The sequence below is a fragment of the Zobellella denitrificans genome, from assembly GCF_002237365.1.
In the GTDB taxonomy this organism is placed as follows: Bacteria; Pseudomonadota; Gammaproteobacteria; order Enterobacterales; family Aeromonadaceae; genus Oceanimonas; species Oceanimonas denitrificans.
Genome location: NZ_NMUO01000005.1, coordinates 1 through 24,034, shown reverse-complemented (window position 1 = coordinate 24,034; position 24,034 = coordinate 1). Strand labels below are relative to the sequence as shown.

Sequence of the window (24,034 nt, the reverse complement as noted above, 5' to 3'; positions counted from 1 at the left end):
CTGCCTCTTTTAAGTTCCGGTGCCGTCTGAGCGTAGCGCCGGCAGGCGACAACGGCGCTCCGGGGAGGACAAAGGGTGCTGCTTCGCCGACCCTCCGCGCCAGGGATGGCGCGGCGGAGCCCCCAGGGATGGGTTTATGGCGTGTCGGCGGAGCAGTGCGCTTTGGCCGAGTACTGTAGATCGTCAACAGGTTATCAGGCGTTTTTAAGCATCCACTCCAGTTCGATATCGGTGATGCGCCGCTCGAACTCCAGCAGCTCGTCGTGCTTGCAGATGCGGTACACCTCGATGAACTCCTCCCCCAGGTAGCGCTTGAGCGGCTGGCTCTCGGCCAGCACCTGCAGCGCCTCGCTCTGGCGGGTGGGGAAGGGCAGCCCTTCCTGCTCCAGGCCGTTGCCCACCACCGGCGCCGGCAGCGGCAGGGTGTTATCCAGGCCGTGCAGCAGGCCGGCGAGAATGGCCGCCACCACCAGGTAGGGATTGGCGTCGGCCCCGGCCACCCGGTACTCGATGCGGCGGGCGTCGTCGTCGCCGCAGGGGATGCGCAGGGCCACCGTCCTGTTGTTGTGGCCCCAGGAAGCCTGGGTGGGCACGTACATGCCGGGCTGGAAGCGACGGAAGGAGTTCATATTGGGGGCCAGCAGCGCCATGCTGTCGGGCATCAGATCCAGCATGCCGGACAGGGCCAGGTGCAGCAGGGCCGAGTCTTCGCCGTCTTCGTCCACGAACAGGTTGTCGCCCTGGTCGTCGACCACGCTGATGTGCACGTGCAGGCCGCTGCCCGCATGCTCCTCGTAGGGTTTGGCCATAAAGGTGGCGTCCATCTCGTGCTGCTCCGCCACCAGCTTGATCAGCCGCTTCAGCGCCAGGGCCTGGTCGCAGGCGGCGAGCACGTCGTCGGTATGATAGAGGTTGATCTCGAACTGGCCCGGCGCCGCCTCGGCCACGGCGCCGTCGGCGGGCAACCCCTGCTGGATCGCCAGGTTGTCGATGTCGGCCAGGATCTCGGCGAAGTTATTGAGGTTGTCCACCGAGTACACCTGGCTGTAGGTGTCCCGCTTCTGGGTGAGCGGCGAGCAGGGCGGCTGCAGCCGGCCGCCCTCGTCCCGCTCCCGGTCCACCAGGTAGAACTCCAGCTCCAGCGCCACCACCGGCCGCAGGCCCCGGGCCTTGACCTTTTCCCACACCCGGGCCAGCACGTTGCGCGGCTCGAGCGGAAAGGGCTGCTCGTCCTCGGTGACCATGGTCAGCAGCAGCTGGGCCACGGTATCCGGATCGCAGGCCGAGGGCACCAGGGTATCGGCAATGGGGAAGCAGGGCAGATCCGGCTCGCCGATGTCCTGGCCGATGCCGGTTTCCTCCACCACGTTGCCGCGAAAGTCCATGGCGAACACCGAGCCGGGGAAGAAGCAGCCCGCCTCCAGCTTGTCCAGGGCGCTCACCGGCAGCCGCTTGCCGCGGAAGATGCCGTTGAGATCGGTGAGCAGCACGTCCACATACTGGGTGTCGGGATAGCGGGCCAGGTAGTCGGCCACCTCCCGCTCGAAGTCGCTCGGCGCCAGGGGTTCGACCTGGGCCAGGGGGTTTAACATTTCCATCTCTGCTTGCATGATTGCACCGCCATGTGACCGTTAAAAATACTTACCATGAGAAACATAAATTCGTTTATTTTGTTTTGCAAGTGTTAAATATTATTGAGTGGTAAATCTCCGTGTGCTAGGTTTTAACTATATATTTGACAAAAGTAGCCCGCCAATGGTTTTTTGTTCAGGATTTAGAGCATGAGTGAGGAAACACGGATGGTGCATATATTTAACAAGCCTGTGGTCGGCATCATCATGTGCCGGCAGATGCTGGGGCCGCATCCGGCGATGACGCTGCAGGAGAAATACCTCAACGCCGTGCAGGCCGCGGGCCTGCTGCCCTTTCCCCTGGCCCAGGGGCTGGGCGACGACGAGCAGGGCCTGGAGCAGGCCCTGGCCATGCTCGATGGCCTGCTGCTCACCGGCAGCTACAGCAACATGGAGCCCCATCACTACGGCGAAAGCGGGGAAGAGCCGCTCAACGATCCGGGGCGGGATCGACTGAGCCTGCGGCTTATCGCCGCCGCCCGGCAACGCCAACTGCCCCTGTTCGGCATCTGCCGCGGCTTCCAGGAGATGGTGGTGGCCAGCGGCGGCACCCTGCACCGGCGCCTGCACGACACCGGCCTGTTCGACGAACACCGGGAAGACAAGCAGCAGCCCCTGGCCCAGCAGTACGCCCCGGCCCACGACATCATTCCCGAAGCGGGTGGCCTGCTGGCCCGGCTGGCCGGCCCCGGCCGCCAGCCGGTGAATTCCCTGCACATGCAGGGGGTGAAGGCGCTGGGCGCGGCGGCGCGGGTCGAGGCGCGGGCACCAGACGGCCTGGTCGAGGCCATCAGCCTGACTGATCAGCCCTTCGCCCTGGGGGTGCAGTGGCAGCCGGAGTGGCTGAGCCGGGACAACGCCCTGTCCCGCGCCCTGTTCGACGGCTTTGCCGAGGCCTGCCGCCACTACCGGGCGGCCAGGGAGGCGGGATGAGCGAGGCGCGCAATACCGACCTGGCCCCGGGCAGCCGGCTGGCGGCCATCCGCCAGCGGCTGGGCCTGAGCCAGCGCAAGGTGGCGGAGCTGTCCGGCCTGACCCACGGCGCCATCTGCACCATAGAGCAGGACAAGGTCAGCCCGGCGGTGAGCAGCCTGCAGAAGCTGCTCAAGGTGTACGGCATGTCGCTGTCGGAGTTTTTCGCCGAGCCGGTGCCCGTCAAGCGCAACAAGGTGGTGATCGAGCCCGAGGAGCTGATCGAGATCGGCAGCCGGGGCGTGTCCTTCAAGCTGGTGCACAACGGCAACCGCAAGCGGGCCCTGGGCTTTTTGATCGAAACCTACGCCCCCGGCGCCAGCACCGGCGGCCACCTCAAACACCAGGGGGAAGAGGTCGGCACCGTGCTGGAAGGGGAGATAGAGCTGACGGTGGACGGTGAATGCCACCGGCTCCGGGCCGGGCAGAGCTATGTCATCGACACCGGCCTGCCCCATACTTTTACCAATGTTTCGGAGCGGGAGTGCCGCATCATCAGCGCGCACACCCCGCCCAACCTGTAAGGAACGCGGAGAACATCATGGACTACAAAGACAAGGCCCACTGGCAGGCCAGGGCGGCACAACTGCGCATCGAATCCCGGCTCTTTATCGCCGGCGAATACCGGGAGGCGGAAGGGGGCGAGCGCTTCGAGGTGATCAACCCGGCCACCGACCGGCTCCTGGTCGAGGCCAGCCGGGCCCAGGAGCGGGACGTCAACACGGCGGTGGCGGTGGCCCGCACCAGCTTCGAATCCGGCGTCTGGGCCGAGGCGGCGCCGGCCGAGCGCAAGCGGGTGCTGCTGCGCCTGGCCGACTTGATGGAGGAACACCGGGAAGAGCTGGCACTGCTCGAAACCCTGGACACCGGCAAGCCGATCCGCCACAGCCTGCGGGATGACATCCCCGGCGCCACCCGCGCCATCCGGTGGTATGCCGAGGCGGTGGACAAGGTGTACGGCGAAATTGCCCCCACCGGGCCCGAGGCGCTGGCGCTGATCAGCCGCGAGCCCATCGGGGTGGTGGCGGCCATAGTGCCCTGGAACTTCCCGCTGTTGCTGGCCTGCTGGAAGCTGGGGCCGGCGCTTGCGGCGGGCAATTCCGTGATCCTCAAGCCGTCGGAGAAGTCGCCGCTCAGCGCCATCCGCCTCGCCGCCCTGGCCAGGGAGGCGGGCCTGCCCGACGGCGTGCTCAACGTATTGCCCGGCTTCGGCCACGAGGCGGGCAAGGCCCTGGCCCTGCACCAGGACGTGGATTGCCTCACCTTCACCGGCTCCACCGGGGTGGGCCGGCTGCTGATGGAATACGCCGGCCGCTCCAACATGAAGCGGGTGTGGCTGGAGGCGGGAGGCAAGAGCGCCAACCTGGTGTTCGCCGACTGCCCGGATCTGGCCAAGGCGGCCCGGGCCTCCGCCGCGGGCATTTTCTACAACCAGGGCCAGGTGTGCATCGCCGGTACCCGGCTGCTGGTGGAGGCGAGCATCAAGGACGCCTTCCTGGTCGAGCTGAAGAAAGCCGCCGAAGCGTTCAAGCCGATGGATCCGCTGGATCCCGACTCCACCATGGGCACCCTGATCGACAGCGATCACCACGGCAGCGTCTGTCGCTATATCGCCGAGGGGTTGGAAGAAGGCGCCGTACTCGGCCTGGACGGCCGGGAGCAGGCGGGCAACTTTATGGGGCCGACGGTGCTGGAGCAGGTGAGCCCGCACATGACGGTGGCCAAGGAGGAAATCTTCGGCCCGGTGCTGGCGGTGACCAGCTTCGACAGCGAGGAAGAAGCGGTGCGCCTGGCCAACGACAGCAAGTACGGCCTGGGGGCCGGGGTCTGGACCTCGGATCTGGGCCGGGCCCACCGGCTGGCGCGCAAGCTCAGGGCCGGCTCGGTGTTTATCAACAACTACAACGACGGCGACATGACGGTGCCCTTCGGCGGCGTCAAGCAGAGCGGCAACGGCCGGGACAAGTCCCTGCACGCCCTGGAAAAATTCACCGAACTCAAGACCACCTGGCTGGCACTGGATTGAATTGTCGCGCCCATCGACCGGGCACCGCACGCAGACACGCCGTGAACCCATCCCTGGGGGCTCCGCCGCGCCATCCCTGGCGCGGAGGGTCTGCTTAGCGGCACCCGCTCGCTGCCTTGGGTGAACGGCCATGCAGAACAGCTATTCAAGGGAGACGTTTTAAATGGAACATGTAAACAGCTACTACGCCGCCTCGGCCAACCGGCACGAGCCCTGGCCGCAACTGACCGAAGACATCCGCTGCGACGTCTGCGTGGTGGGCGGTGGCTACACCGGCCTCTCTACCGCTCTCTTCCTCGTCGAGGCGGGCTTCGACGTGGTGCTGCTGGAAGCCAGCCGCATCGGCTTCGGCGCCAGCGGCCGCAACGGCGGCCAGATAGTCAACTCCTACAGCCGGGACATCGACGTGATCGAGGCTCGCTACGGCCAGGACACCGCCCGCATGCTGGGCAGCATGATGTTCGAGGGCGGCGACATCATCCGCAGCCGCATCGAGCAGTACGGCATCGACTGCGACTTCCGCCCCGGCGGCATCTTCGCCGCCCTCAATTCGCGCCAGTTGCACGAGCTGGAAAACCAGAAGGCCAACTGGGAGCGCTACGGCCACCGGCAGCTGGAGCTGCTGGACGAACGCCAGGTACGGGAGGAGATCGGCACCGAGGCCTACGTGGGCGCCCTGCTCGATCACCGGGGTGGCCATATCCATCCGCTCAACCTGGCCCTGGGCGAAGCCGAAGCCATCCGCAAACTGGGCGGGCGCATCTTCGAGCAGTCGGCGGTGACCCATATCCAGTATGGCGATCCGGCGGTGGCCAAAACGGCGGGCGGCAGCGTGACCGCCAATTTCCTGGTGCTGGCCGGCAACGCCTACCTCGGCAACCTGGAGCCCAAGCTGGCGGCCAAGGCCATGCCCTGCGGCACCCAGATAGTGACCACCGAGCCCCTGAGCGAGGAGCAGGCGGCGAGCCTTATTCCCCATCACTACTGCGTGGAGGACTGCAATTACCTGCTGGATTATTACCGCCTCACCGGCGACAACCGGCTGCTGTACGGCGGCGGCGTGGTCTACGGCGCCCGGGATCCGGACGATATCGAACGCCTGGTCATGCCCAAACTGCTGAAGACCTTCCCCCAGCTGAAGGGGGTGAAGGTAGACTACCGCTGGAGCGGCAACTTCCTGCTGACCCTGTCGCGCCTGCCCCAGTTCGGGCGGCTGGAGCCGAATGTCTACTATATGCAGGGCTACAGCGGCCACGGCGTGACCTGCACCCACCTGGCGGGACGGCTGCTGTCGGAAGTGCTCAAGGGCCAGGCCGAGCGCTTCGACGCCTTCGCCCGCCTGCCGCACCTGCCCTTCTTCGGCGGCCGCCGCTTCCAGGTGCCCTTTACCGCCATGGGCGCCGTCTACTACAGTCTGCGCGACAAGCTGGGGGTGTGAGGCGGCTGGAAGCTAGAGCGCCATATAGTTTAAACATCAAGCGGTCAGGCGTGTGCTATCCCTGCCACTCTCGTCGGTAGGCACACGACGTTTGCAGATTGGCACCTGACTGGTGGAGCGCAGGCGGCCCGCCTGCTTTCCCGCGCAGCGGGAACCCTCGGACTGGCCTGCCACACCACAGGTTTAAAGAGGCTTGAAGCAGAACAGGCATCGCGGGTTGAGCTGTGCTTTTGCCAGCCTCGGTGCCACTCTCATGCGGGCGGGCCGCCCGCGCCCCAATGGTGGAGCGCAGGCGGCCCGCCTGCTTTCCCGCGCAGCGGGAACCCTCGGACGGGCCTGCCACACCACAGCTTTAAAGAGGCTTGAGGCAGAACAGGCATCGCGGGTTGAGCTGTGCTTTTGCCAGCCTCGGTGCCACTCTCATGCGGGCGGGCCGCCCGCATGAGGGTGGCACCGAGCTGCTGTAGATGCCGCTTTAGCCGGCATGAACCGGCACAAACCGGCGCCCAATTGCCACGCCCCACGCCGTTGGCAGGTTTGCGCCACGTAAACGGGCGCCTACAGGTGAGATATCACGCTGCTTACGTTTTAACTGATCGGTACTCTAGGGCCCATTTCAATGGGCCTCCCCGCGTCGGCGTCGGGTTTGGGTCAGGGGTGGGCCTTTCCTCCCAAAGCGGGTATAGTGTTAGAGTTATTACTCAATTCATGGTCGCAGCCGGGATGCGCCTGCCCTGAGCCGGGACGGCTTTTCCTTATCCTGTGAGGCTTTTATGAATCGACTGACTTCCCTTGCCCTGGTGTCATCCCTGTCCCTGGTTGCCCTGAGCGGTTGCGCCGAACTGGGCAACCAGCAACAGTCCCTGACCGGCACCGAGTGGCAGGTGCGGGATCTGAACGGCATGGACGTAAGCGGCGAGCTGCCCGGCAGCATCGGCCAGGCCGTCGGCACCCTCAACTTCGGCGACGACGGCCGGCTTTATGGCCGTGCCTTCTGCAACGGTTTCCATGGCGGCTACCTGCTCCTGGGCGACAAGCTCGAGACCACCGGCATGGCCAGCACCATGATGATGTGCACACCGGCACAGATGGAGCGGGAGCAGGCCATGCTGGATATTCTCGGCAACGGCCAGCGCATCGAGTTCAATCCGGCTGGCGAGCTGGTGATCCATGCCAAGGACGGCCGCACCCTGACCGCCCGGTAAATATCAAAAGGAGTCGGGGTCAATTTTAAAAATTGACCCCGACTCCTACTCCTTTATTCTCTTCCAGCTTCCAGCTTCCAGCTTCCAGCTTCCAGCTTCCAGCTTCCAGCTTCCAGCTTCCAGCTTCCAGCTTCCAGCTTCCAGCTTCCAGCTTCCAGCTTCCAGCTTCCAGCTTCCAGCTTCCAGCTCCCGGCTTCCAGCTTCCAGCTCCCGGCTTTCAGCCTTCCAGCAGGGTATCGGTCCTGGCAGCCATGATAAAGTCGTTGCGGTGCAGGCCGTGGATGGCGTGGGTCCACCAGGTGACGGTGACCTTGCCCCATTCCAGGGTGATGGTGGGGTGGTGGAATTCGCTTTCGGCCAGCTCCGCCACCTTGTCGGCAAAGGCCCAGGCCAGCTTGAAGTTCTTGAATTTGTATTCCCGCTCCAGCTGCAGCACCCCTTCCCGCGCCACCGGCGTCCAGTCGGGAATGTCCTTCATCAGGGCCGCCAGCTCTTCGTCGCTGACCCTGGGGGCATCGGCGCGGCAGGCTTCGCAGTGTTGTTGGGCAAGTGCGGTCATGTTCACTCCTTAACTGGCTTGTTGTTGTTTGGGCGGAAAGGTGGGGGCGAACAGCCCCAGGGCCTTGGCCTCGTTCACCCTGGCCATGATGTCCATCTCGGCGATATGGAACAGCTCGTCGATGGAGTCGATCACGTAGTAGATGGGCTGCATGATGTCGATGCGATAGGGGGTGCGCAGCACATCCAGGATATCGAAGGGGCGGAACTCCGGCACCGGGGACTCGAAGGCATAGCGGGTCTCGCCGGGGGAGGAGAGGATGCCGCCGCCGTAGATGCGCCGTCCGGCCGGGGTGTTGAGCAGGCCGAACTCCACGGTAAACCAGTACAGCCGGGCCAGGAAGCCCCTGTCCTGGGGACTGGCATCTCGCCCCAGCTGGCCGTAGGCATGGGTAAAGCGGGCGAAGGCCGGATTGGTCAGCAGGGCGCAGTGGCCGAAGATCTCGTGGAAGATGTCCGGCTCCTGCAGGTAGTCCAGCTCCTGCCGGCTGCGGATAAAGGTGGCCACCGGAAAGCGTTTGCTGGCCAGCAGTTCGAAGAAGCGATCGAAGGAGATCAGCGCCGGCACCCGGCTCACCTGCCAGCCGGTGGCGGGCTCCAGCACCCGGTTGATGTCGTCGAGCTGGGGGATGCGATCCCGGGGCAGATCCAGCCGGGCCAGGCCGTCCATGTATTCGTCGCAGGCGCGGCCGGCCACGCAGGCCAGCTGGCGTTCGATCAGGGTCTGCCAGATGGCGTTTTCTTCGGTACTGTAGTGGATAATGCCGTCCGGCCCCGGCTCCCGGGCCACATATTGGGTCGCTTTCATCTTGCTCCCTCCTCGAGCGGTGTCGGCTTCTAATCTAGAGAGCCCGCTCATTATTTAGAAGCGGCGGTCCGGCCTTGGGTTCAGCACTCCTGTAACAATAAGTTTACATCATCCGGCCACATCCGCCCCGGCCAGCCGGACCTGGAACACCTGGGCCAGGTAGGCCAGGTAGCCGGCGTCCTCGCACATGGCCTTGCCCGGGCTGTCGGACAGCTTGGCCACCGGCTGGCCGTTGCAGGCGGTCATCTTGATCACGATGTTGAGCGGCACCGGATCCGTCACGTCGTTGGTCAGGTGGGTGCCGATGCCGAAGGCCATGGCGCAGTCGTTCTGGAAGCGGTGGTGGATTTCCAGCGCCCGGGCCATGGTCAGGCTGTCGCTGTACACCAGGGTCTTGCCGCGCGGATCTATCTTCATGCGGCGGTAGTGGGCCAGGGCCTTCTCGGTCCAGAGCATGGGGTCGCCCGAGTCCTGGCGCAGGCCGTCGAACAGCTTGGCGAAGTAGAGATCAAAGTCGCGCAAAAAGGCGTCCATGCCCACCACGTCGGTGAGGGCGTAGCCCAGGCGGCCGCGGTATTCGTGCACCCAGGCTTCCAGCGCCGCCTTCTGGCTGTCGATAAGCCGCGGTCCCAGGGCCTGGAAGGCCTGCAGGAACTCGTGGGCCATGGTGCCCACCGGCCTTAGCCCCAGGCGGCGGGCCAGATCCAGGTTGCTGGTGCCGGCGAACTGCACCGGCAGCTGTTGGCCGAGCCGGCCCACCACTTCCTCCTGCCAGCGGCGGGAGAAGCGGCGCCGGGTGCCGAAGTCAGAGAAGCGGAAGCTGGCGGGTGCCGCGGCCGCCAGGGCTATCTTGTGCCGCAGCCGCTCCCGGGCCTGGTGCCAGTCGGGGCTTGGGTAGTGCCGGCGGCAATAGACTTCGCAGATGATGGCCAAGAGCGGCACCTCGAACAGTATGGTGTGCAGCCAGGGGCCCTTGATGTGCAGTTCGAGCCGGCCCTGCTCGCAGCCCAGCTCGATAAAGCGCCGATCCAGCCGGAACAGGCGGAGGAAGTGGATAAAGTCGGGCTTGATGTAGTCGAGCCCGGCCAGGTAGTCGAGCTCGTCCTCGTCGAGCCGGAGCCGGCACAGGTGATCGATCTCGGCCTCTATCTCGTCGAGGCAGCCGCTGAAGTCGATGCCCGGGGTGCGGCAGCGGAAGCGGTATTCCACCGGCGCCGCCGGGTGCTGGTGCAGCACCGCCTGCATCATGGTGTATTTGTACAGGTCGGTATCGAGCAGGGAGCGGATCACGGGCTCAGTCATCGGCCTGCTCCAACTGGCCGGCATCGTGCACGAAATGGGCACCCAGCTGGATCATTTCGGCGATGGCGTGGCGGCTGCTTTCGTCGGCCACGCCACGGATGGCGGAGCGGTTGACCACCACGGTGAAGCCGGCGGCCAGCAGTTGCAGCACCGTTTTGTGCACGCAGTAGTCGGTGGCCAGGCCCCCCACCAGCACGGTGCTCACCCCGTTGCAGCGCAGAAACTCGACCAGGCCGGTGCTCTGGCGCTCGGCCAGGTCATGGTAGCAGGCGCCGTAGGGATGCATGTCCGGCTCCACCCCCTTCCACACGAAAAAGTCGTAGTCGGCGGGGTGGGGCAGGCCGGCCAGCAGCTCGAAGCCCTTGGTGCCGGGCACCGCGTGGCGGGGCCAGCGGATGTCCATGTTCCTGGCGCCGGCGATGGGGGTAAAAGGGGGTTCCTGCTCGGTGGCGAGCCAGTGGGCTTGGGGCGAATGGGCGTCCTTGGAGCCGAGCCGGTAGCCGGCGAAGGCGGCCTGGCGGTTGAGTTCGTCGGCGATCTGGTCGCCCTCGGGCACCGGCAGCTCGTCCGGGCAGGCCGGGGTAAAGGTATACTGGGCGTCGACGTCCAGGCTGGCGACACGGTGTTTGGCGGGTAATTTCATGCTCCACCTCCTATGGTTAAGTATGGGCCCGAGGGGCCGGCGCAGCAGTCTGTTAATATTGTTTTGATTGAGTCTAGGGATGATTTGGTTCAGTATCGCCCCATTCGGGGGCTCTCTCCCCATTATCAGCCAAAGGTGAACAAGATGAGCGACAGCCACCAGCAAAACTACCAGCGTTTTATCGATGAAGTGAAAGCCAACCGGGTGATGTGGGGGCTGCGCTTCGGGGACGAGTGGGTGGTATGCGATTCCACCGAGTTCGAAGACACCGAGGTGATGCCGGTCTGGTCCACCGAGGACGAGGCCAGGGCCCAGTGCCTGGAGGAGTGGGCCGACTACGAGCCCTTCGAAATCAGCCTGGCCGAATTCCTGGAGATCTGGGTGGAAGATCTGTCCGAAGACGGCGTGCGCATCGGCCCCAACTGGGACGAGGAGCTGGACGGCATCGAGGTCGACGTGCTGGAGCTGGTCAAGGCCCTGGCCTGAGGGCCTTTATTCTCCGCCGTGAAAAGGGCCCTGCAAGGGCCCTTTTTTGTTGCCGATCTTTCCGCCGTTGGCGCCTCATCCTCAGCCCAGGGCGGATCTCGGCTCTTCGAGGCGGGGGAGTTCCCGCTCGCCGATCACCACCCGGTTGCGGCCGCCCTGTTTGGCCTGGTACAGGGCCTTGTCGGCCAGCATCAGCAACTCGGTTTCCTGCCCGAGTTCGGCGGCGGGCAGCAGGGCGGCGCCGATGCTGACGGTAAAGCGCATGGGCGGACCCGGCTCGGCCTGGGGCAGGAGCAGCCTGGCCACCTCCTGCCGGATCTGCTCGCACAGCCGGATCAGTTGCTGCCGGTTGAGATCGGTGAGGATCAGCGCGAATTCCTCGCCGCCGTAGCGGGCGGCCAGTTCACCGCTGCGCTGGCCGTAGCCTTTCAGGATACGGGCCAGGGCCTTCAGGCATTCGTCGCCGTTCAGGTGGCCGAAGCCGTCGTTGAGCTGCTTGAAATGGTCGATGTCCAGCATCAGCAGGGCCAGGGTGCCGTGGTGCCGGCGGACCCGGTTCAGCGCCTCCCGCAGCGCCAGATCGAAATGGCGGCGGTTGGCCAGGCCGGTCAGGCCGTCCTTCTGGGACAGTTGGTGCAGTTCGTCGTTGGCCTGCCACAGCTTCCGGGTCATGGCCGAATAGTCTTCCACCGCCCGGCAGATGGTATCCAGCTCGCTGAACAGGACCGGAGGCAGCTGGACATGGTCGTTCTTGTCCTGCTCTATGGCGCGCAGGGCCTGCACCGAGGCCTGCAAGGGCCGGAGCACGAAATAATGCAGGGCGGCGAACAGCAGCAGGGTGAGCAGGGTGATGACCCCGATCAGCAGGTAGGTGTAGCGGGTTGCGGCCCCGGCATCCCGGGCGATGTTCTCGGCCAGTTGCTGGACCCGCAGGGCGGCGTCCGTGGTCAGGTAATTGGCTATCTGCTGCAACTGCTGCTGGCCCGCGTTCATCAGTTCGTCCGCCCGGGTGTTGAGGGCCGACACTTCCCGCAGGTGGCGGGCGAGCGCGTCGAGCCACTGCCGGTGCGGCTCGCTGTCGCCGGTTTCCGGCAGCGCCTGGCGCAGCGCTTCCAGCATTGGGGCCAGGCGTGGCCAGCGGATGTCGGTCAGGGGAGGCAGGGGCAGCAGGGGGGCGGCTCCGCCCTGTCCCAATGACCGGACGGGGGAATCCGCAGAGGCAAGCTCGGCCAGCAGCCGACCCACCCTGTCCATTTGTTCCCGCTGCTGGCTCCTTATCTCGATCAGCCGCTTGATGGTTTCCAGGGAGTCGGCGGTGGCGGTGGCCAGGGGGGAGCGGTCTTCCAGCATGAAACTCTGGATCAGCACCTGGGCCTGCAACCGGGCCCGTCGCTCCATGTCGGCGTTCTGGGCCCAGTAAACGGTATTGAGGTAGCTGCTGATCTTCTCGATTTTCAGGGCATGGCGCTGGTGGTTGAGGATCTCCGGCATATGCTGTTCGCGGGTCTGGCCCGAACTCTGGCCGATGCCGGCCAGCAGGGGGACCACCAGCCAGGTGATCCCGGCCATGAACAATAGCAGGGCGCAGACCACCAGGGAAAGGGTGGTGGACAGGCTGGGGTGGAATTCCCGGGATCTCGGTGTCACCGCTCGGCTGCCTCCTGTGCGCCTCAATATACGCTGAACGGAATATATTGACGGTTGATGTGATCGTAGCTGCCGTTCAGGCGGATGGTGGTGATGGCCTTGTTGATCCGCTCGAGCAGCGCCCGCCGGCCCTTGGCCACCGCGATGCGGGCTTCCGCCTGCAGTATCTCGTCGGCCAGGGGCTCGCCCACGTAGTCGAAGGGCGAGCCTGCCGGGCTCTGCAGAAAGCTCAGCAGGTTGATGCTGTCGGACAGCACCAGGTCCACCTTGCCCTCGGCCAGCCAGGCCAGGGCTTCTTCCTGGCTGCGGGCCAGCAGGATATGGCTCTGCCGGTAGCGCTGTTGCAGGAACTCGGCCTGGATGGTGTCGACCCCGGTGGCAAGGCGCAGGCCGGCCAGGGTTTGGGGGGATACGTCGGCATGGCGGTTGGCCTGGCCGGCGAACATCGAATGGGTGCGGTAGTAGTACTCGGAAAAGTCGGCCCGCTCGGCCCGCGCCGGGGTGCGGGCCATGCTGGCCACCACCAGGTCAAACCGGCCCTGCTCCAGGCCGTCGAGCAGCTTGTCCCATTCCTCGGCGACCAGTTCGCATTCGGCCGCCATGGCCCGGCACAGGGCCAGGGCGATGTCCACGTCGAAGCCGGTGAGCCGGCCCTGCTCGTCATGGTAGTTGAAGGGGGGATAGGCGCCTTCGGTGGCCACCACCAGGCGGTCGGCCAGGGCGGGGAACGCCGTGGCCAGCCACCACGCCAGCAGGGGTAAAGCGAATTTCCTCATAACGGGCATCCATGCAAGTCTGGGGAGAGGGAACATATTGCCATCAAATCACGGCCCCGAACACCACTAGCTGCATGGTCGCGGGCCCGGCGGTCTGCGTACGGTATCCGGTCGCTGTAGCATATCCGGCGCGGTTATTTAGGACTCAGGCGCAAAACTCCGTAATCCGGAGGTTATTTAAATCATCTTCAGCTAATACAGCCATGGTTTTGATAAATACCTCTTATTGGGTAAGTGTGACATCGCTGTCTGATTTATATCCATTCGTCAGCGGGGGAATGGCCGTCACGTTTTTTGGCCGTCTTGCCATCCGGCTTATCGACATGGATGGAAATGTGCGGAGCCGGGAGAGTATGAAAGGAACATTCCGTAATACCCTGCATCCGCCTTGGTGCCATGCAAAAAAATATTAATTTTTCATGTGTAAGCTGACACTTATCTTTTTTTTATGCTAATTGTTAATACGCATTGCGGATTGGCGTTACCGTTTGCCGAGCCCCGATCTTAATAATAAGAAAAATGGCAAGGATGATTTTTTAGGGAGCACCTAAAACCCACACTTATTCCTTTTATATTGACCAGGCACTATACCATTGCCAATTCCATGGCCATGGCAGGGGATTATTGTCTCGGATTTTGGATGCCCGGTTTAATTAACTGGCCACAATGTTTGTTTTTTACCGGCTGTTCAGGCCGGCGGGATCCTGCGCGCTTTTTTAGGCGGCCGGGAGAAAGCATGTCCGGGAGGCATAGATGAATAACGCTGACATAGTGCAGGGGGAGCGGAAGGCGCCGGCGGTGCCACTTCTCGTCGCCCTGTCGCCCGTCCTGGTGGCGGTGACGGCCAGCTTGCCGTTGCTGTGGCTCACCGACTTTTCCACCCCCGCCCTGCTGGTGTCCGTGCTGTTGTGCCCGGCCTCTGTTGGCCTGGGGCACTACTGCAGACTCAGCCTGGCCAGGCTGGCCGACGCCCGGGCCGAGGCGGTGGCGCCGCCTTCCCCGGAGCCGGCCGACGGCCCGGCCCTGGCCCAGGCGGTGCTGCCCATACTGGGGCGCCATATCGAGACCGCCCGTGGCCAGACCGAAGAGGCCATCGCCGAACTGACCGGGCAATTTTCTGTCCTGGTGGCGCGGCTGAACGAGCTGGTGGGCGAGTCCGGGGCTTCCATCGCCCGGGGCGAGGAAGACATGAAGGCGGTGACCCGCGCCAGCGAGCAGGCCCTGGCGGAGATAGTGGCCTCCCTGCGCGGTGCCCAGCAGCGCCACAGGGCCATGCTCGACGAGGTGCGGGTGCTGACCGGCTATACCGAGGAGCTGCAGAAGATGGCGGCGGAGGTGGACGCCATCGCCGGCCAGACCAACCTGCTGGCGCTCAATGCCGCCATCGAAGCGGCCCGGGCCGGCGAGGCCGGCCGGGGCTTCGCGGTGGTGGCCGACGAGGTGCGCAGCCTGTCCATCCGTTCCAGCGCCACCAGCAAGAGCATGGCCGACAAGGTCAACGTCATCAACAGGGCCATCCTCGATACCTTCAGCGACAGCGAACAGGCCAGCGCCGAGGACGACAAGGAACTGGACCAGGCGGAGGCCGCCCTGCGCAAGCTGCTGAGCCAGTTCGACGGTACCGCCGAGAGCCTGACCCGGGCGGTGGACAGCACCCGCAGCGAAGGCGAAGGGGTGCGGGGCGAGATAGAGCAGATGCTGGTGTCGCTGCAGTTCCAGGACAGAACCAGCCAGATACTGCGCCAGGTGTGCGACAACCTGGAGGAATTCGGGCGGACCCTGGCGCAGGCGGGGGAGCCCATCGACGTGGATGCCTGGCTGGCGCGCATGAGCCGCAGCTACGCCATGCTGGAGCAGCACCTCATTCACCAGGGCCAGGCCGCCGAACGCCAGGGCCAGTCGGACATTACCTTCTTCTAGGGGAGAACACTCATGGCCAAAACCATCATGATCGTCGACGACTCCGCCTCCTTGCGGCAGGTGGTCAGCATCGCCCTCAAGGGCGCCGGCTACGACACCATCGAGGCCTGCGACGGCCGGGATGCCCTGTCCAAGCTCAATGGCGGCAAGGTGCACCTCATCATCAGCGACGTCAACATGCCCAACATGGACGGCATCAGCTTCCTGAAGGAGGTCAAGCGCCACCCCGGCTACAAGTTCACCCCGGTGATCATGCTCACCACCGAGTCCCAGGCGGAAAAGAAGGCCGAGGGCCAGGCGGCGGGGGCCAAGGCCTGGGTGGTCAAGCCGTTCCAGCCCCAGCAGATGCTGGCGGCGGTATCCAAATTGATCATGCCCTAGGGAGAAACGCCGATGCAGATCGTTGCCGAAACCCGGGAGCAGGGGGTGCTGTTACGGCTGGAGGGGGAGCTGACCATCTACACCGCCGCTGCCCTCAAGTCGCAGCTGGCGCCCTATCTGGCCGGGCCACAACAACTGGGCCTGGATCTGGCCGGGGTCAGCGAGCTGGACAGCGCCGGTTTGCAACTGCTGCTGCTGGCCAAGCGGGAGCTCGACCGCCAGGGCGGGGCCCTGTCCCTGCTCTGGCACAGCCAGGCGGTGCTGGAGGTGCTGGAGCTGTGCCGGCTGAACGCCCACTTCGGCGATCCCCAGTGGCTGCCGGGTGATCCGAGCGCCTGAGCCCCTTATGGCAAGGAGAAGGAATTACAGATGAGCATCAACCTTGATCAGGTACTGCACACCTTTATCGACGAGGCCAGGGAGCTGCTGCAAGAGATGGAGAGCGGCCTGCTGGGGCTGGAGCAGGAGGCCGGCGCCGAGGTGCTGGACGCCATCTTCCGCGCCGCCCACACCATCAAGGGCTCGGCCGGGCTGTTCGGCCTCGACCCCATCGTCGACTTCACCCACGTGGTGGAGGACGTGCTGGACCGGCTGCGGGAGGGCAAGCTGGCCGCCGACGCCGAGCTGGTGGCGCTGTTGCTGGCCGGGCGGGATCATATCGAGCAACTGGTGGACGGGGTGGCGCGGGGCGAACCGCCGGCCGCCGATACCCTGGAGCGGGGCCGGGCCCTGCTGGCACGGTTACAGGCCTTCCGCGGCGGCGTCCCGGCGCCGGTGGCGACGGACGGGCCGGTTTCCCGCCAGCCCCGGGAGGAAGAGAGCGAGGCGGCGGCGAGCCTTTGGCACCTGTCCCTGCGTTTCGGCCCCGAGGTGCTGCGCAACGGCATGGATCCCCTGTCTTTCCTGCGTTACCTGGGCACCATGGGGCGCATCCTCTCGCTGACCACCCTGACCGACGCCATGCCGGCGGCGGCGGAGATGGATCCCGAATCCTGCTACCTGGGGTTCGAGCTCGACTTCCAGTCGGAGGCGGACAAGGCGGCCATCGCCGAGGTGTTCGACTTCGTCCGCGACGACTGCGAGCTGCAGATACTGCCGCACCACGGCAAGGTGTCCGAATATATCGCGCTGATCCGCTCGCTGCCGGAGGACGACGCCCGCTTGGGGGAAATACTGGTGGCGAGCGGGGCCCTGACCCGGCAGGAGCTGGAGCAGGGGCTGGCGGAGCAGGCCGCCGCCGAGGCGGCGCCGGCCCCCCGGCTGGGGGAAGTGCTGGTGGGGCAGCAGGCGGTGGCGCCGGTGCTGGTGCAGACCGCCCTGGAGAAGCAGAGCCAGGGCCGGGAGCAGAAGAAAAAGGAAAGCCGCTATATCCGGGTCCAGGCCGACAAGCTGGACGAGCTGATCAACCTGGTGGGCGAGCTGGTGATCGCCGGCGCCGGGGTCAAGCTGCTGGCCCAGCGCGCCCAGGACACCGCCCTGCAGGAAGCGACCTCGCTGGTGTCCGAGCTGATGGAGGAGATCCGCGACGGGGCCCTGCGCCTGCGCATGGTGCCGATTGGCGATACCTTCAACCGTTTCCAGCGGGTGGTGCACGACGTCAGCCAGGAGCTGGGCAAGGACATCGCCCTGCACATCAGCGGCGCCGACACCGAGCTGGACAAGACGGTGATCGAGAAGATAGGCGATCCCCTGATGCACCTGCTGCGCAACGCCATGGACCACGGCATAGAGACGCCGGCGGCACGGCTGGCGGCGGGCAAGCCGGCCACCGGCAACCTCCGGCTCAACGCCTTCCATGATGCCGGCAGCATCGTCATCGAGATCGCCGACGACGGGGCCGGCCTCGACCGGGAGCGCATATTGCAGAAAGCCATGGAGCGGGAACTGGTCCCGCCGGGGACCAGCCTGAGCGAACAGGAAGTGTACCAGCTTATCTTCGAACCCGGCTTTTCCACCGCCGACACGGTCACCAACCTGTCGGGCCGGGGCGTGGGCATGGACGTGGTCCGCCGCAACATACTGGCGTTGCGGGGGCGCATCGATCTGGACAGCCGGCCGGGGCAGGGCACCCGGATCAGCATCCGCCTGCCGCTGACCCTGGCGATCATCGACGGCTTCCTGGTGGGGGTCGGTGGCGAGCGCTACGTGGTGCCGCTGGACACGGTGCAGGAGTGCATCGAACTGAGCGAGGCGGATCGCCGGCTGGCCCGGGAACACAGCTACCTCAACCTGCGCGGCGAGGTGCTGCCGCTGATCAAGCTCGGCGAGCACTTCGGCCTGGCGGCGGCGAAGGGCCGGCGCGAGAACGTGGTGGTGGTGCAGTGCGCCGGGCAGAAGGCGGGGCTGGTGGTGGACGAGCTGCTGGGGGAGCACCAGACGGTGATCAAGCCCCTGGGCAAGTTGTTCGGCGCCCTGCGGGGCATCGGCGGCTCGACCATACTGGGCGACGGCTCCGTGGCCCTGATCCTCGACGTATCAACCTTTGTGCAAGCAATGATTTCCCGGGAGGGGCGGGCCCTGTCCGCCTAGACGCCGGCGCGGAATAAATCCGTCAGTATCCATCTTAAGGAGAGCACCATGTTTAAAGGAATGAGAGTTGCCACCAAGCTGGCCCTGGGCTTCGGCCTGGTGATCGCCATGCTGCTGTTGGTGTCCCTGGTCGGCATCAGCCGGATGCAGCAGCTCAACCAGGCCCAGCAGATGATCGTCGAGGATCTCTGGCCCAAGACCAAGCGGGCCAACGACGTGATCGACAAGGCCAACGCCATCGCCATTGCCCTGCGCAATATGATGCTGACCCAGGACTCGCGGGATCGGCAACAGCAGCAGGCGCTGATCCAGGATCTCCGGCGGGAGATCGCCGCCGAACTCGAGTGGCTGCAGCAGCGTATCCACTCGGAGCAGGGAACGGCGCTGCTGCGCCAGATCAGCGAACAGCGGCAGCACTATATCGCCGGCCAGGATCGCCTGCTGGGCCTGATCGCCCAGGACAACCCGGACGCCGCCCAGCGCTACCTACAGAACGAACTGCGCCCCGTGCTTCGCGCCTACCAGGACAGCGTGGTGGCCCTGATCGAGTTCCAGGGTGATCTGCTCGAGGCCTCCGGCCTCGAAGCCCACCAGACCTACGAGCAGGCCCGGCTGCTGATGCTGCTGTCCGCGGGCGCCGCCCTGCTGGCCGCGCTGCTGGCCGGCGGGCTGATCACCCGCAACCTGCTGCGCCAGCTGGGCGGCGAGCCGGATTATGCCGCCGCCGTCGCCGGCCGGATCGCCCAGGGGGATCTGTCGGTGGATATCATCCTGCGCCGGGGCGACAGCACCAGCCTGCTGGCCGCCATGAAGGACATGGTGGATAAACTGTCCCAGATCATCGGCGAGGTGCGCACCGCCGCCGACAACCTGGCCAGCGCCTCCGAGGAGGTGAGCGCCACCGCCCAGTCCATGAGCCAGGGGGCCAGCGAGCAGGCGGCGGGAGTGGAGCAGACCAGTGCCTCCATCGAGCAGATGAGCGCCAGCATCAACCAGAACACCGACAACGCCCGGGTCACCGACGGCATGGCCAGCAAGGCGGCGCGGGAGGCGGCCGAGGGCGGCGAGGCGGTGCAGCAGACGGTGGCGGCGATGAAACAGATCGCCCAGCGCATCGGCATCATCGACGACATCGCCTACCAGACCAACCTGCTGGCGCTGAACGCGGCCATCGAGGCGGCGCGGGCCGGGGAGCACGGCAAGGGCTTTGCGGTGGTGGCGACCGAGGTGCGCAAGCTGGCGGAACGCAGCCAGGTGGCGGCCCAGGAGATCGGCGAGCTGTCCGACAGCAGCGTGGCCCTGGCGGAGAAGGCGGGGCGGCTGCTGGAGGAGATGGTGCCGGCCATCACCAAAACCTCGGATCTGGTGCAGGAGATCAGCGCGGCCTCGAGCGAGCAGGCCTCGGGGGCGGCGCAGATCAATACCGCCATGAGCCAGCTGAGCCAGGTGACCCAGCAGAGCGCCTCCAGCAGCGAGGAGCTGGCGGCGACGGCGGAGGAGATGAGCAGCCAGGCGGAGCAGCTGCAGCAGGCGATGAGCTTCTTCAGCCTGGTCGCCGGGGCCGCCGTCAAACGGGAGAGCCGGGCGGCGACCGGCAAGGGCAAAACGGCCAGGCCGCCCCAGCCGGAGCCGGATCTGGGCGAGGGCGAACTGGAGCCCGGCTTCACCCGCTTCTAGGCACGGGCCGGGCGCCCCGGCGCCCGGCATCGGGGAACACAGTGGCAGGGCCCCGGGGCGGGCCCTGGTGCAGGAGGAAAAGCAATGAATGCATTAGTGGCGACAGAGCCCAAGGTCGGCGGCGAGGCCCAGTACCTGACCTTTGTGCTGGGAGGCGAGATGTTCGCCATGGACATCCTCGGCATCAAGGAGATCATCGAGTATGGCAACCTGACCACGGTGCCCATGATGCCCGCCTTCGTGCGCGGCGTCATCAACCTGAGGGGGGCCGTGGTGCCGGTGGTGGATCTGGCGGTGCGCTTCGGCCGGCCGTCCACCCCGATCAACAAGCGCAGCTGCATCGTCATTCTCGAAGTCCATGGCGAGGAGGGCGTGCAGGACATCGGCGTGCTGGTGGACGCGGTGTCGGCGGTGCTCAGCATAGCGGCGGCCGACATCGAGCCGGCCCCGAGCTTCGGGGGCGGCATCCGGGCGGATTTTATCGGCGGCATGGCCAAGGTGGACGGCCGCTTCGTGATAGTGCTCAGCGTCGAGCGGGTGCTGTCGGTGGAGGAAATGGCGCAGCTGTCCCAGGCCGGCGACGGCCGGGCCCCGGTCAGGGAGGGAGAATTCGCCCAGTAATCAGCAACATGGCTCGGCACTGCCAACACCCCAACCAATAACAATAACGGCGGGAACGCAAGGAAACCCTATGTTTCAATTACGGATAAAAACCCTGTTCATGGGCCTGACCCTCGCCTCGCTCGGCATGCTGCTGCTGACCCTGGCGGCGGTCAACCGCTATCAGGCGGCGGTGGAGCAGGTGGCCGAGGCCAAGGACCGGCAGTACCAGTCCTACCTGCTGGCCGATGAGCTGCGACAAAGCTCGGACGATCTGACCCGCCTGGCCCGGACCTATGTGGTCACCGGCGACGGCCGCTTCGAGCAGCAGTACTGGCAGGTGGTGGCCATCCGCAACGGCGAACAACCCAGGCCGGAGGCCTACCACCGGATTTACTGGGACTTCGTGGCGGCGGGAGACGCCAAGCCCCGGCCGGACACCCCGGCGGTGCCGCTCGCCGAGCTGATGCGCCGGGCCGGCTTCACCGAGCAGGAATTCGACCTGCTGGCCGACGCCAACGCCAAGTCCGCCGCCCTGGTGGAGACGGAGGCGGTGGCCATGCAGGCGGTGAAGGATCATGCCGGCGGCGCCCTCGGGGCGGTGAGCCCCGAGCAGGCCCGGCGGATGCTGCACGATGCGGCCTACCACCGGGAAAAGGCCAATATCCAGGGTTCCATCGACGACTTCTTCGTGCTGATGGAAAACCGCACCGCCACCCTGGTGGCGACGGCCCTGGCCGACAAGGACAAGGCCTTTTCCTGGGTGCTGGCCAGCATGGCCGGTACCTTGCTGGTACTGGGGCTGGTGCTCTGGTTCGTGTACCGCCGCCTGGCCGGCTCCCTGGCGGTGGCGGTGCAGGCGGCCGAGCGGCTGGCGGAGGGGGATCTGAGCCAGCCCATCCGGATCCGCTCCCGGGACGAGGTGGGCCTGCTGCTGGCGGCCATGGGCCGGATGCAGGACCGGCTGACCCGGATCATCGGCGAGGTGCGCGGCGCCGCCGACAACCTGGCCAGCGCCGCCGAGGAGGTGAGCGCCACCGCCCAGTCCATGAGCCAGGCGGCCAGCGAACAGGCGGCGGGGGTGGAAGAGACCGGCGCCTCCATCGAGCAGATGAGTGCCAGCATCAACCAGAACACCGACAACGCCCGGGTGACCGACGGCATGGCCAGCAAGGCGGCGCGGGAAGCGGCCGAGGGCGGCGAGGCGGTGCAGCAGACGGTGGCGGCGATGCAGCAGATAGCCCAGCGCATCGGCATCATCGACGACATCGCCTACCAGACCAACCTGCTGGCGCTGAACGCGGCCATCGAGGCGGCGCGGGCCGGGGAGCACGGCAAGGGCTTCGCGGTGGTGGCGAGCGAGGTGCGCAAGCTGGCGGAGCGCAGCCAGGTGGCGGCCCGGGAGATCGGTGAGCTGTCCGACGGCAGCGTGGCCCTGGCGGAAAAGGCGGGGCGGCTGCTGGAGGAGATGGTGCCGGCCATCGGCAAGACCTCGGATCTGGTGCAGGAGATCAGCGCGGCCTCGAGCGAGCAGGCCTCGGGGGCGGCGCAGATCAACACCGCCATGGGCCAGTTGAGCCAGGTGACCCAGCAGAATGCGGCCAGCAGCGAGGAGCTGGCGGCGACGGCGGAGGAGATGAGCAGCCAGGCGGAGCAGCTGCAGCAGGCGATGGGCTTCTTCACCCTGGCCGCCGCCACCGGTACGCCGGCAGCGGCCGGGCGAAGGGCGGGCGCCTTCGATGACAAGGCGGAGCCCGGTTTCGTTTAATCCCGGATTTCCGGGCCGAGGGAGCTTGACCCATGCAGATACCGTCGTTGCAGGATGAGGAGTTCCAGCTGTTCCGGCGCTGGCTGTACCGCAGCGCCGGGATCAACCTGTCCCCGGGCAAGAAGGCGCTGGTGGCGGGGCGGCTGGGCAAGCGGCTGCGCCACCACGGCCTGGGCAGCTACGGCGACTACTTCCGCCTGATCATGGCGGAGCGGGGCGGGGGCGAGCTGCAGACGGCGCTGGATCTGCTGACCACCAACGAAACCTATTTCTTCCGCGAGCCCCGGCACTTCGACTTTCTGCGGCAGCAGGTGCTGCCCGCGCTCGGCAGGGGCCGCCCGGTCCGGCTGTGGAGCGCGGCCTGCTCGTCCGGGGAAGAGCCCTACAGCCTGGCCATGACCCTGGCCGAGGCGCTGGGGGCCGGGCCCTGGGAGCTCGTCGCCTCCGACATCAGCAGCCGGGTGCTGGCGCAGGCCGGACGCGGCCAGTATCCCCTGAGCCGGGCGGAACACATCGATACCCGCCTGCTGCACAAATACTGCCTGAAAGGGGTGGGGGAGCAGGAGGGCAGTTTCCTGGTCGAGCGGCGGCTGCGGCAGCGGATCCGCTTTATGCAGATCAACCTCAACCAGCGCCTGCCCGAGATCGGCGATTTCGATGTTATCTTCCTGCGCAACGTGATGATCTACTTCGATCTCGACACCAAGCGCCAGGTGGTGGAGCGGCTCCTGCCCCGGCTGAGGCCGGGCGGCTATTTTATCGTCAGCCATTCGGAGAGCCTGAACGGGGTGTCCGAGGCGCTCCGGCTGGTGCAGCCGTCCATCTACCGCAAGCCATGACACCGGGCGAGGTCGAGGAGGTGCTACTGCAGCCCGGCCAGTTCCATTTCGGCGGCCCGGCCACCCGCGTCCGCACCCTGCTCGGCTCCTGCGTCGCCATGGTGTTGTGGCACCCCCGCCGGCAGCACGGCACCGGGCTGGAGGAGTACCAGTGCAAGCTGTTCGGCGGTGGCAACATGTTCGGCGCGCCGGTGCCCGCCCGCCTCGACGTGGCCCGGCAGAACGTGGCGGCGGCCCTCCGGCTGGTGCGCGAGCACCGCCTGCGGCTGGTGGCCCAGAGCCTGGGCCAGAGCGGCCACCGCAAGGTGGTGTTCGAGGTGTGGAGCGGGGTGGTCTGGGTCAGCCACAGTCCCCTGAAGGGAGTGGAGGAACAAGGATAAGATGAAAAAAATCAAGGTATTGCTGGTAGACGACTCGGCGGTGATGCGCCAGGTGCTGGTGGCGCTGCTGGAGCGGGAGCCGGACATGCAGGTGCTGGGCACGGCCTCGGATCCGCTCTTCGCCCTGGACAAGATGGCGCGGGACTGGCCCGACGTGATAGTGCTGGATGTGGAGATGCCGCGCATGGACGGCATCACCTTCCTGAAGAAGATCATGGCCGAGCGGCCCACCCCGGTGGTGATCTGCTCGTCCCTGACCGAGCAGGGGGCCGAAACCACGCTGCAGGCCCTGGCCGCCGGCGCCGTGGAGATCATCACCAAGCCCAGGGTGGGGCTGAAGCAGTTTCTGCAGGACTCGTCCGCCGCCCTGGTCGGGGCGGTGCGCGCCGCGGCCCAGGCCAGGGTGGCGGACGAGTCCTGCAGAAACTGCTTAAGCCCCACCCTGGGC

At 66.1% G+C, this 24,034-nt stretch carries 22 protein-coding genes and 2 pseudogenes; 17 read left to right on the top strand and 7 right to left on the bottom strand.

Features of this window, described 5'->3' with window-relative positions; genetic code table 11:
- Positions 1-194: 194 nt before the first annotated feature.
- Positions 195-1,598 carry a glutamine synthetase family protein gene (locus tag CGX12_RS02170; RefSeq protein ID WP_303396172.1) on the bottom strand — a complete coding sequence of 468 codons (1,404 nt, stop codon included), beginning with the start codon at positions 1,596-1,598 and terminating at the stop codon, positions 195-197.
- Between the two features lie 201 nt (positions 1,599-1,799).
- On the opposite strand from CGX12_RS02170, the gene puuD reads away from it, so the two are divergent.
- From puuD to CGX12_RS02145, 5 genes are all read left to right on the top strand, one after another.
- The gene (gene puuD, locus CGX12_RS02165) at positions 1,800-2,564 is read left to right on the top strand and encodes a gamma-glutamyl-gamma-aminobutyrate hydrolase (protein ID WP_094038257.1); all 765 of its coding nucleotides are present in this window, start codon (positions 1,800-1,802) and stop codon (positions 2,562-2,564) included.
- Positions 2,561-3,127: an HTH-type transcriptional regulator PuuR gene (gene puuR / locus CGX12_RS02160; RefSeq protein WP_094038256.1), complete on the top strand. Its 567-nt coding sequence runs from the start codon at positions 2,561-2,563 to the stop codon at positions 3,125-3,127. Before puuD ends, puuR begins: the two co-directional genes overlap by 4 nt.
- 17 nt (positions 3,128-3,144) lie before the next feature.
- The gene (puuC, locus tag CGX12_RS02155) at positions 3,145-4,629 is read left to right on the top strand and encodes an aldehyde dehydrogenase PuuC (protein WP_094038255.1); all 1,485 of its coding nucleotides are present in this window, start codon (positions 3,145-3,147) and stop codon (positions 4,627-4,629) included.
- A gap of 163 nt (positions 4,630-4,792) precedes the next feature.
- Positions 4,793-6,067, top strand: coding sequence for an NAD(P)/FAD-dependent oxidoreductase (locus tag CGX12_RS02150; protein WP_094038254.1), 1,275 nt, complete (start codon positions 4,793-4,795; stop codon positions 6,065-6,067).
- A gap of 773 nt (positions 6,068-6,840) precedes the next feature.
- Entirely contained in the window at positions 6,841-7,272 is a 432-nt protein-coding gene (locus CGX12_RS02145) for an META domain-containing protein (RefSeq protein WP_094038253.1), read from the top strand.
- Positions 7,273-7,489: 217 nt separating this feature from the next.
- Here the strand turns inward: CGX12_RS02145 and CGX12_RS02140 are convergent, their stop codons facing one another.
- The 4 genes from CGX12_RS02140 to CGX12_RS02125 form a co-directional block, all read right to left on the bottom strand.
- On the bottom strand, positions 7,490-7,831 hold the full coding sequence (locus tag CGX12_RS02140) for a 4a-hydroxytetrahydrobiopterin dehydratase (protein WP_094038252.1): 342 nt from the start codon (positions 7,829-7,831) through the stop codon (positions 7,490-7,492).
- Between the two features lie 9 nt (positions 7,832-7,840).
- Positions 7,841-8,638 (bottom strand): phenylalanine 4-monooxygenase, encoded by a 798-nt coding sequence (gene phhA, locus CGX12_RS02135; RefSeq protein ID WP_094038251.1) that lies wholly within the window; start codon positions 8,636-8,638, stop codon positions 7,841-7,843.
- A gap of 108 nt (positions 8,639-8,746) precedes the next feature.
- Positions 8,747-9,940, bottom strand: coding sequence for a nicotinate phosphoribosyltransferase (gene pncB, locus CGX12_RS02130; protein WP_094038250.1), 1,194 nt, complete (start codon positions 9,938-9,940; stop codon positions 8,747-8,749).
- Positions 9,933-10,583: an isochorismatase family protein gene (locus tag CGX12_RS02125; protein WP_094038249.1), complete on the bottom strand. Its 651-nt coding sequence runs from the start codon at positions 10,581-10,583 to the stop codon at positions 9,933-9,935. Before CGX12_RS02125 ends, pncB begins: the two co-directional genes overlap by 8 nt.
- A gap of 144 nt (positions 10,584-10,727) precedes the next feature.
- Between CGX12_RS02125 and CGX12_RS02120 the strand changes: the two genes are divergently transcribed.
- Positions 10,728-11,069: a DUF2750 domain-containing protein gene (locus tag CGX12_RS02120; RefSeq protein WP_094038248.1), complete on the top strand. Its 342-nt coding sequence runs from the start codon at positions 10,728-10,730 to the stop codon at positions 11,067-11,069.
- An 81-nt stretch (positions 11,070-11,150) separates the two neighbouring features.
- On the opposite strand, the gene CGX12_RS02115 is transcribed toward CGX12_RS02120, so the two are convergent.
- Together CGX12_RS02115 and CGX12_RS02110 are read right to left on the bottom strand one after the other, a co-directional pair.
- Positions 11,151-12,716, bottom strand: coding sequence for a GGDEF domain-containing protein (locus tag CGX12_RS02115; RefSeq protein WP_094038247.1), 1,566 nt, complete (start codon positions 12,714-12,716; stop codon positions 11,151-11,153).
- 23 nt (positions 12,717-12,739) lie between these two features.
- Positions 12,740-13,492, bottom strand: a complete 753-nt coding sequence (locus tag CGX12_RS02110; protein ID WP_094038246.1) for a transporter substrate-binding domain-containing protein — start codon at positions 13,490-13,492, stop codon at positions 12,740-12,742.
- 753 nt (positions 13,493-14,245) lie between these two features.
- Here CGX12_RS02110 and CGX12_RS02105 point away from each other — a divergent pair.
- From CGX12_RS02105 to CGX12_RS02060, 11 genes and pseudogenes are all read left to right on the top strand, one after another.
- The gene (locus tag CGX12_RS02105; protein ID WP_094038245.1) at positions 14,246-15,412 is read left to right on the top strand and encodes a methyl-accepting chemotaxis protein; all 1,167 of its coding nucleotides are present in this window, start codon (positions 14,246-14,248) and stop codon (positions 15,410-15,412) included.
- Positions 15,413-15,424: 12 nt separating this feature from the next.
- Positions 15,425-15,793 (top strand): response regulator, encoded by a 369-nt coding sequence (locus tag CGX12_RS02100; protein ID WP_094038244.1) that lies wholly within the window; start codon positions 15,425-15,427, stop codon positions 15,791-15,793.
- A gap of 12 nt (positions 15,794-15,805) precedes the next feature.
- The gene (locus tag CGX12_RS02095) at positions 15,806-16,132 is read left to right on the top strand and encodes an STAS domain-containing protein (protein WP_094038243.1); all 327 of its coding nucleotides are present in this window, start codon (positions 15,806-15,808) and stop codon (positions 16,130-16,132) included.
- Positions 16,133-16,162: 30 nt separating this feature from the next.
- Positions 16,163-18,322 carry a chemotaxis protein CheA gene (locus CGX12_RS02090; protein WP_094038242.1) on the top strand — a complete coding sequence of 720 codons (2,160 nt, stop codon included), beginning with the start codon at positions 16,163-16,165 and terminating at the stop codon, positions 18,320-18,322.
- Positions 18,323-18,370: 48 nt separating this feature from the next.
- Positions 18,371-18,898: pseudogene (locus CGX12_RS20165) on the top strand (MCP four helix bundle domain-containing protein); the annotation flags it as partial.
- Positions 18,899-19,150: 252 nt separating this feature from the next.
- Positions 19,151-19,999: pseudogene (locus CGX12_RS20160) on the top strand (methyl-accepting chemotaxis protein); the annotation flags it as partial.
- An 84-nt stretch (positions 20,000-20,083) separates the two neighbouring features.
- On the top strand, positions 20,084-20,620 hold the full coding sequence (locus CGX12_RS02080) for a chemotaxis protein CheW (protein WP_094038240.1): 537 nt from the start codon (positions 20,084-20,086) through the stop codon (positions 20,618-20,620).
- Positions 20,621-20,690: 70 nt separating this feature from the next.
- Positions 20,691-22,367, top strand: coding sequence for a methyl-accepting chemotaxis protein (locus CGX12_RS20375; protein ID WP_094038239.1), 1,677 nt, complete (start codon positions 20,691-20,693; stop codon positions 22,365-22,367).
- Between the two features lie 32 nt (positions 22,368-22,399).
- Positions 22,400-23,206: a CheR family methyltransferase gene (locus CGX12_RS02070; protein WP_094038238.1), complete on the top strand. Its 807-nt coding sequence runs from the start codon at positions 22,400-22,402 to the stop codon at positions 23,204-23,206.
- Positions 23,203-23,586: a hypothetical protein gene (locus CGX12_RS02065; protein ID WP_094038237.1), complete on the top strand. Its 384-nt coding sequence runs from the start codon at positions 23,203-23,205 to the stop codon at positions 23,584-23,586. The genes CGX12_RS02070 and CGX12_RS02065 overlap by 4 nt, the downstream gene beginning before the upstream one ends.
- A gap of 1 nt (position 23,587) precedes the next feature.
- Positions 23,588-24,034, top strand: a 447-nt coding sequence (locus CGX12_RS02060; protein WP_142995564.1) for a response regulator, incomplete at its 3' end; no start/stop codon positions are given.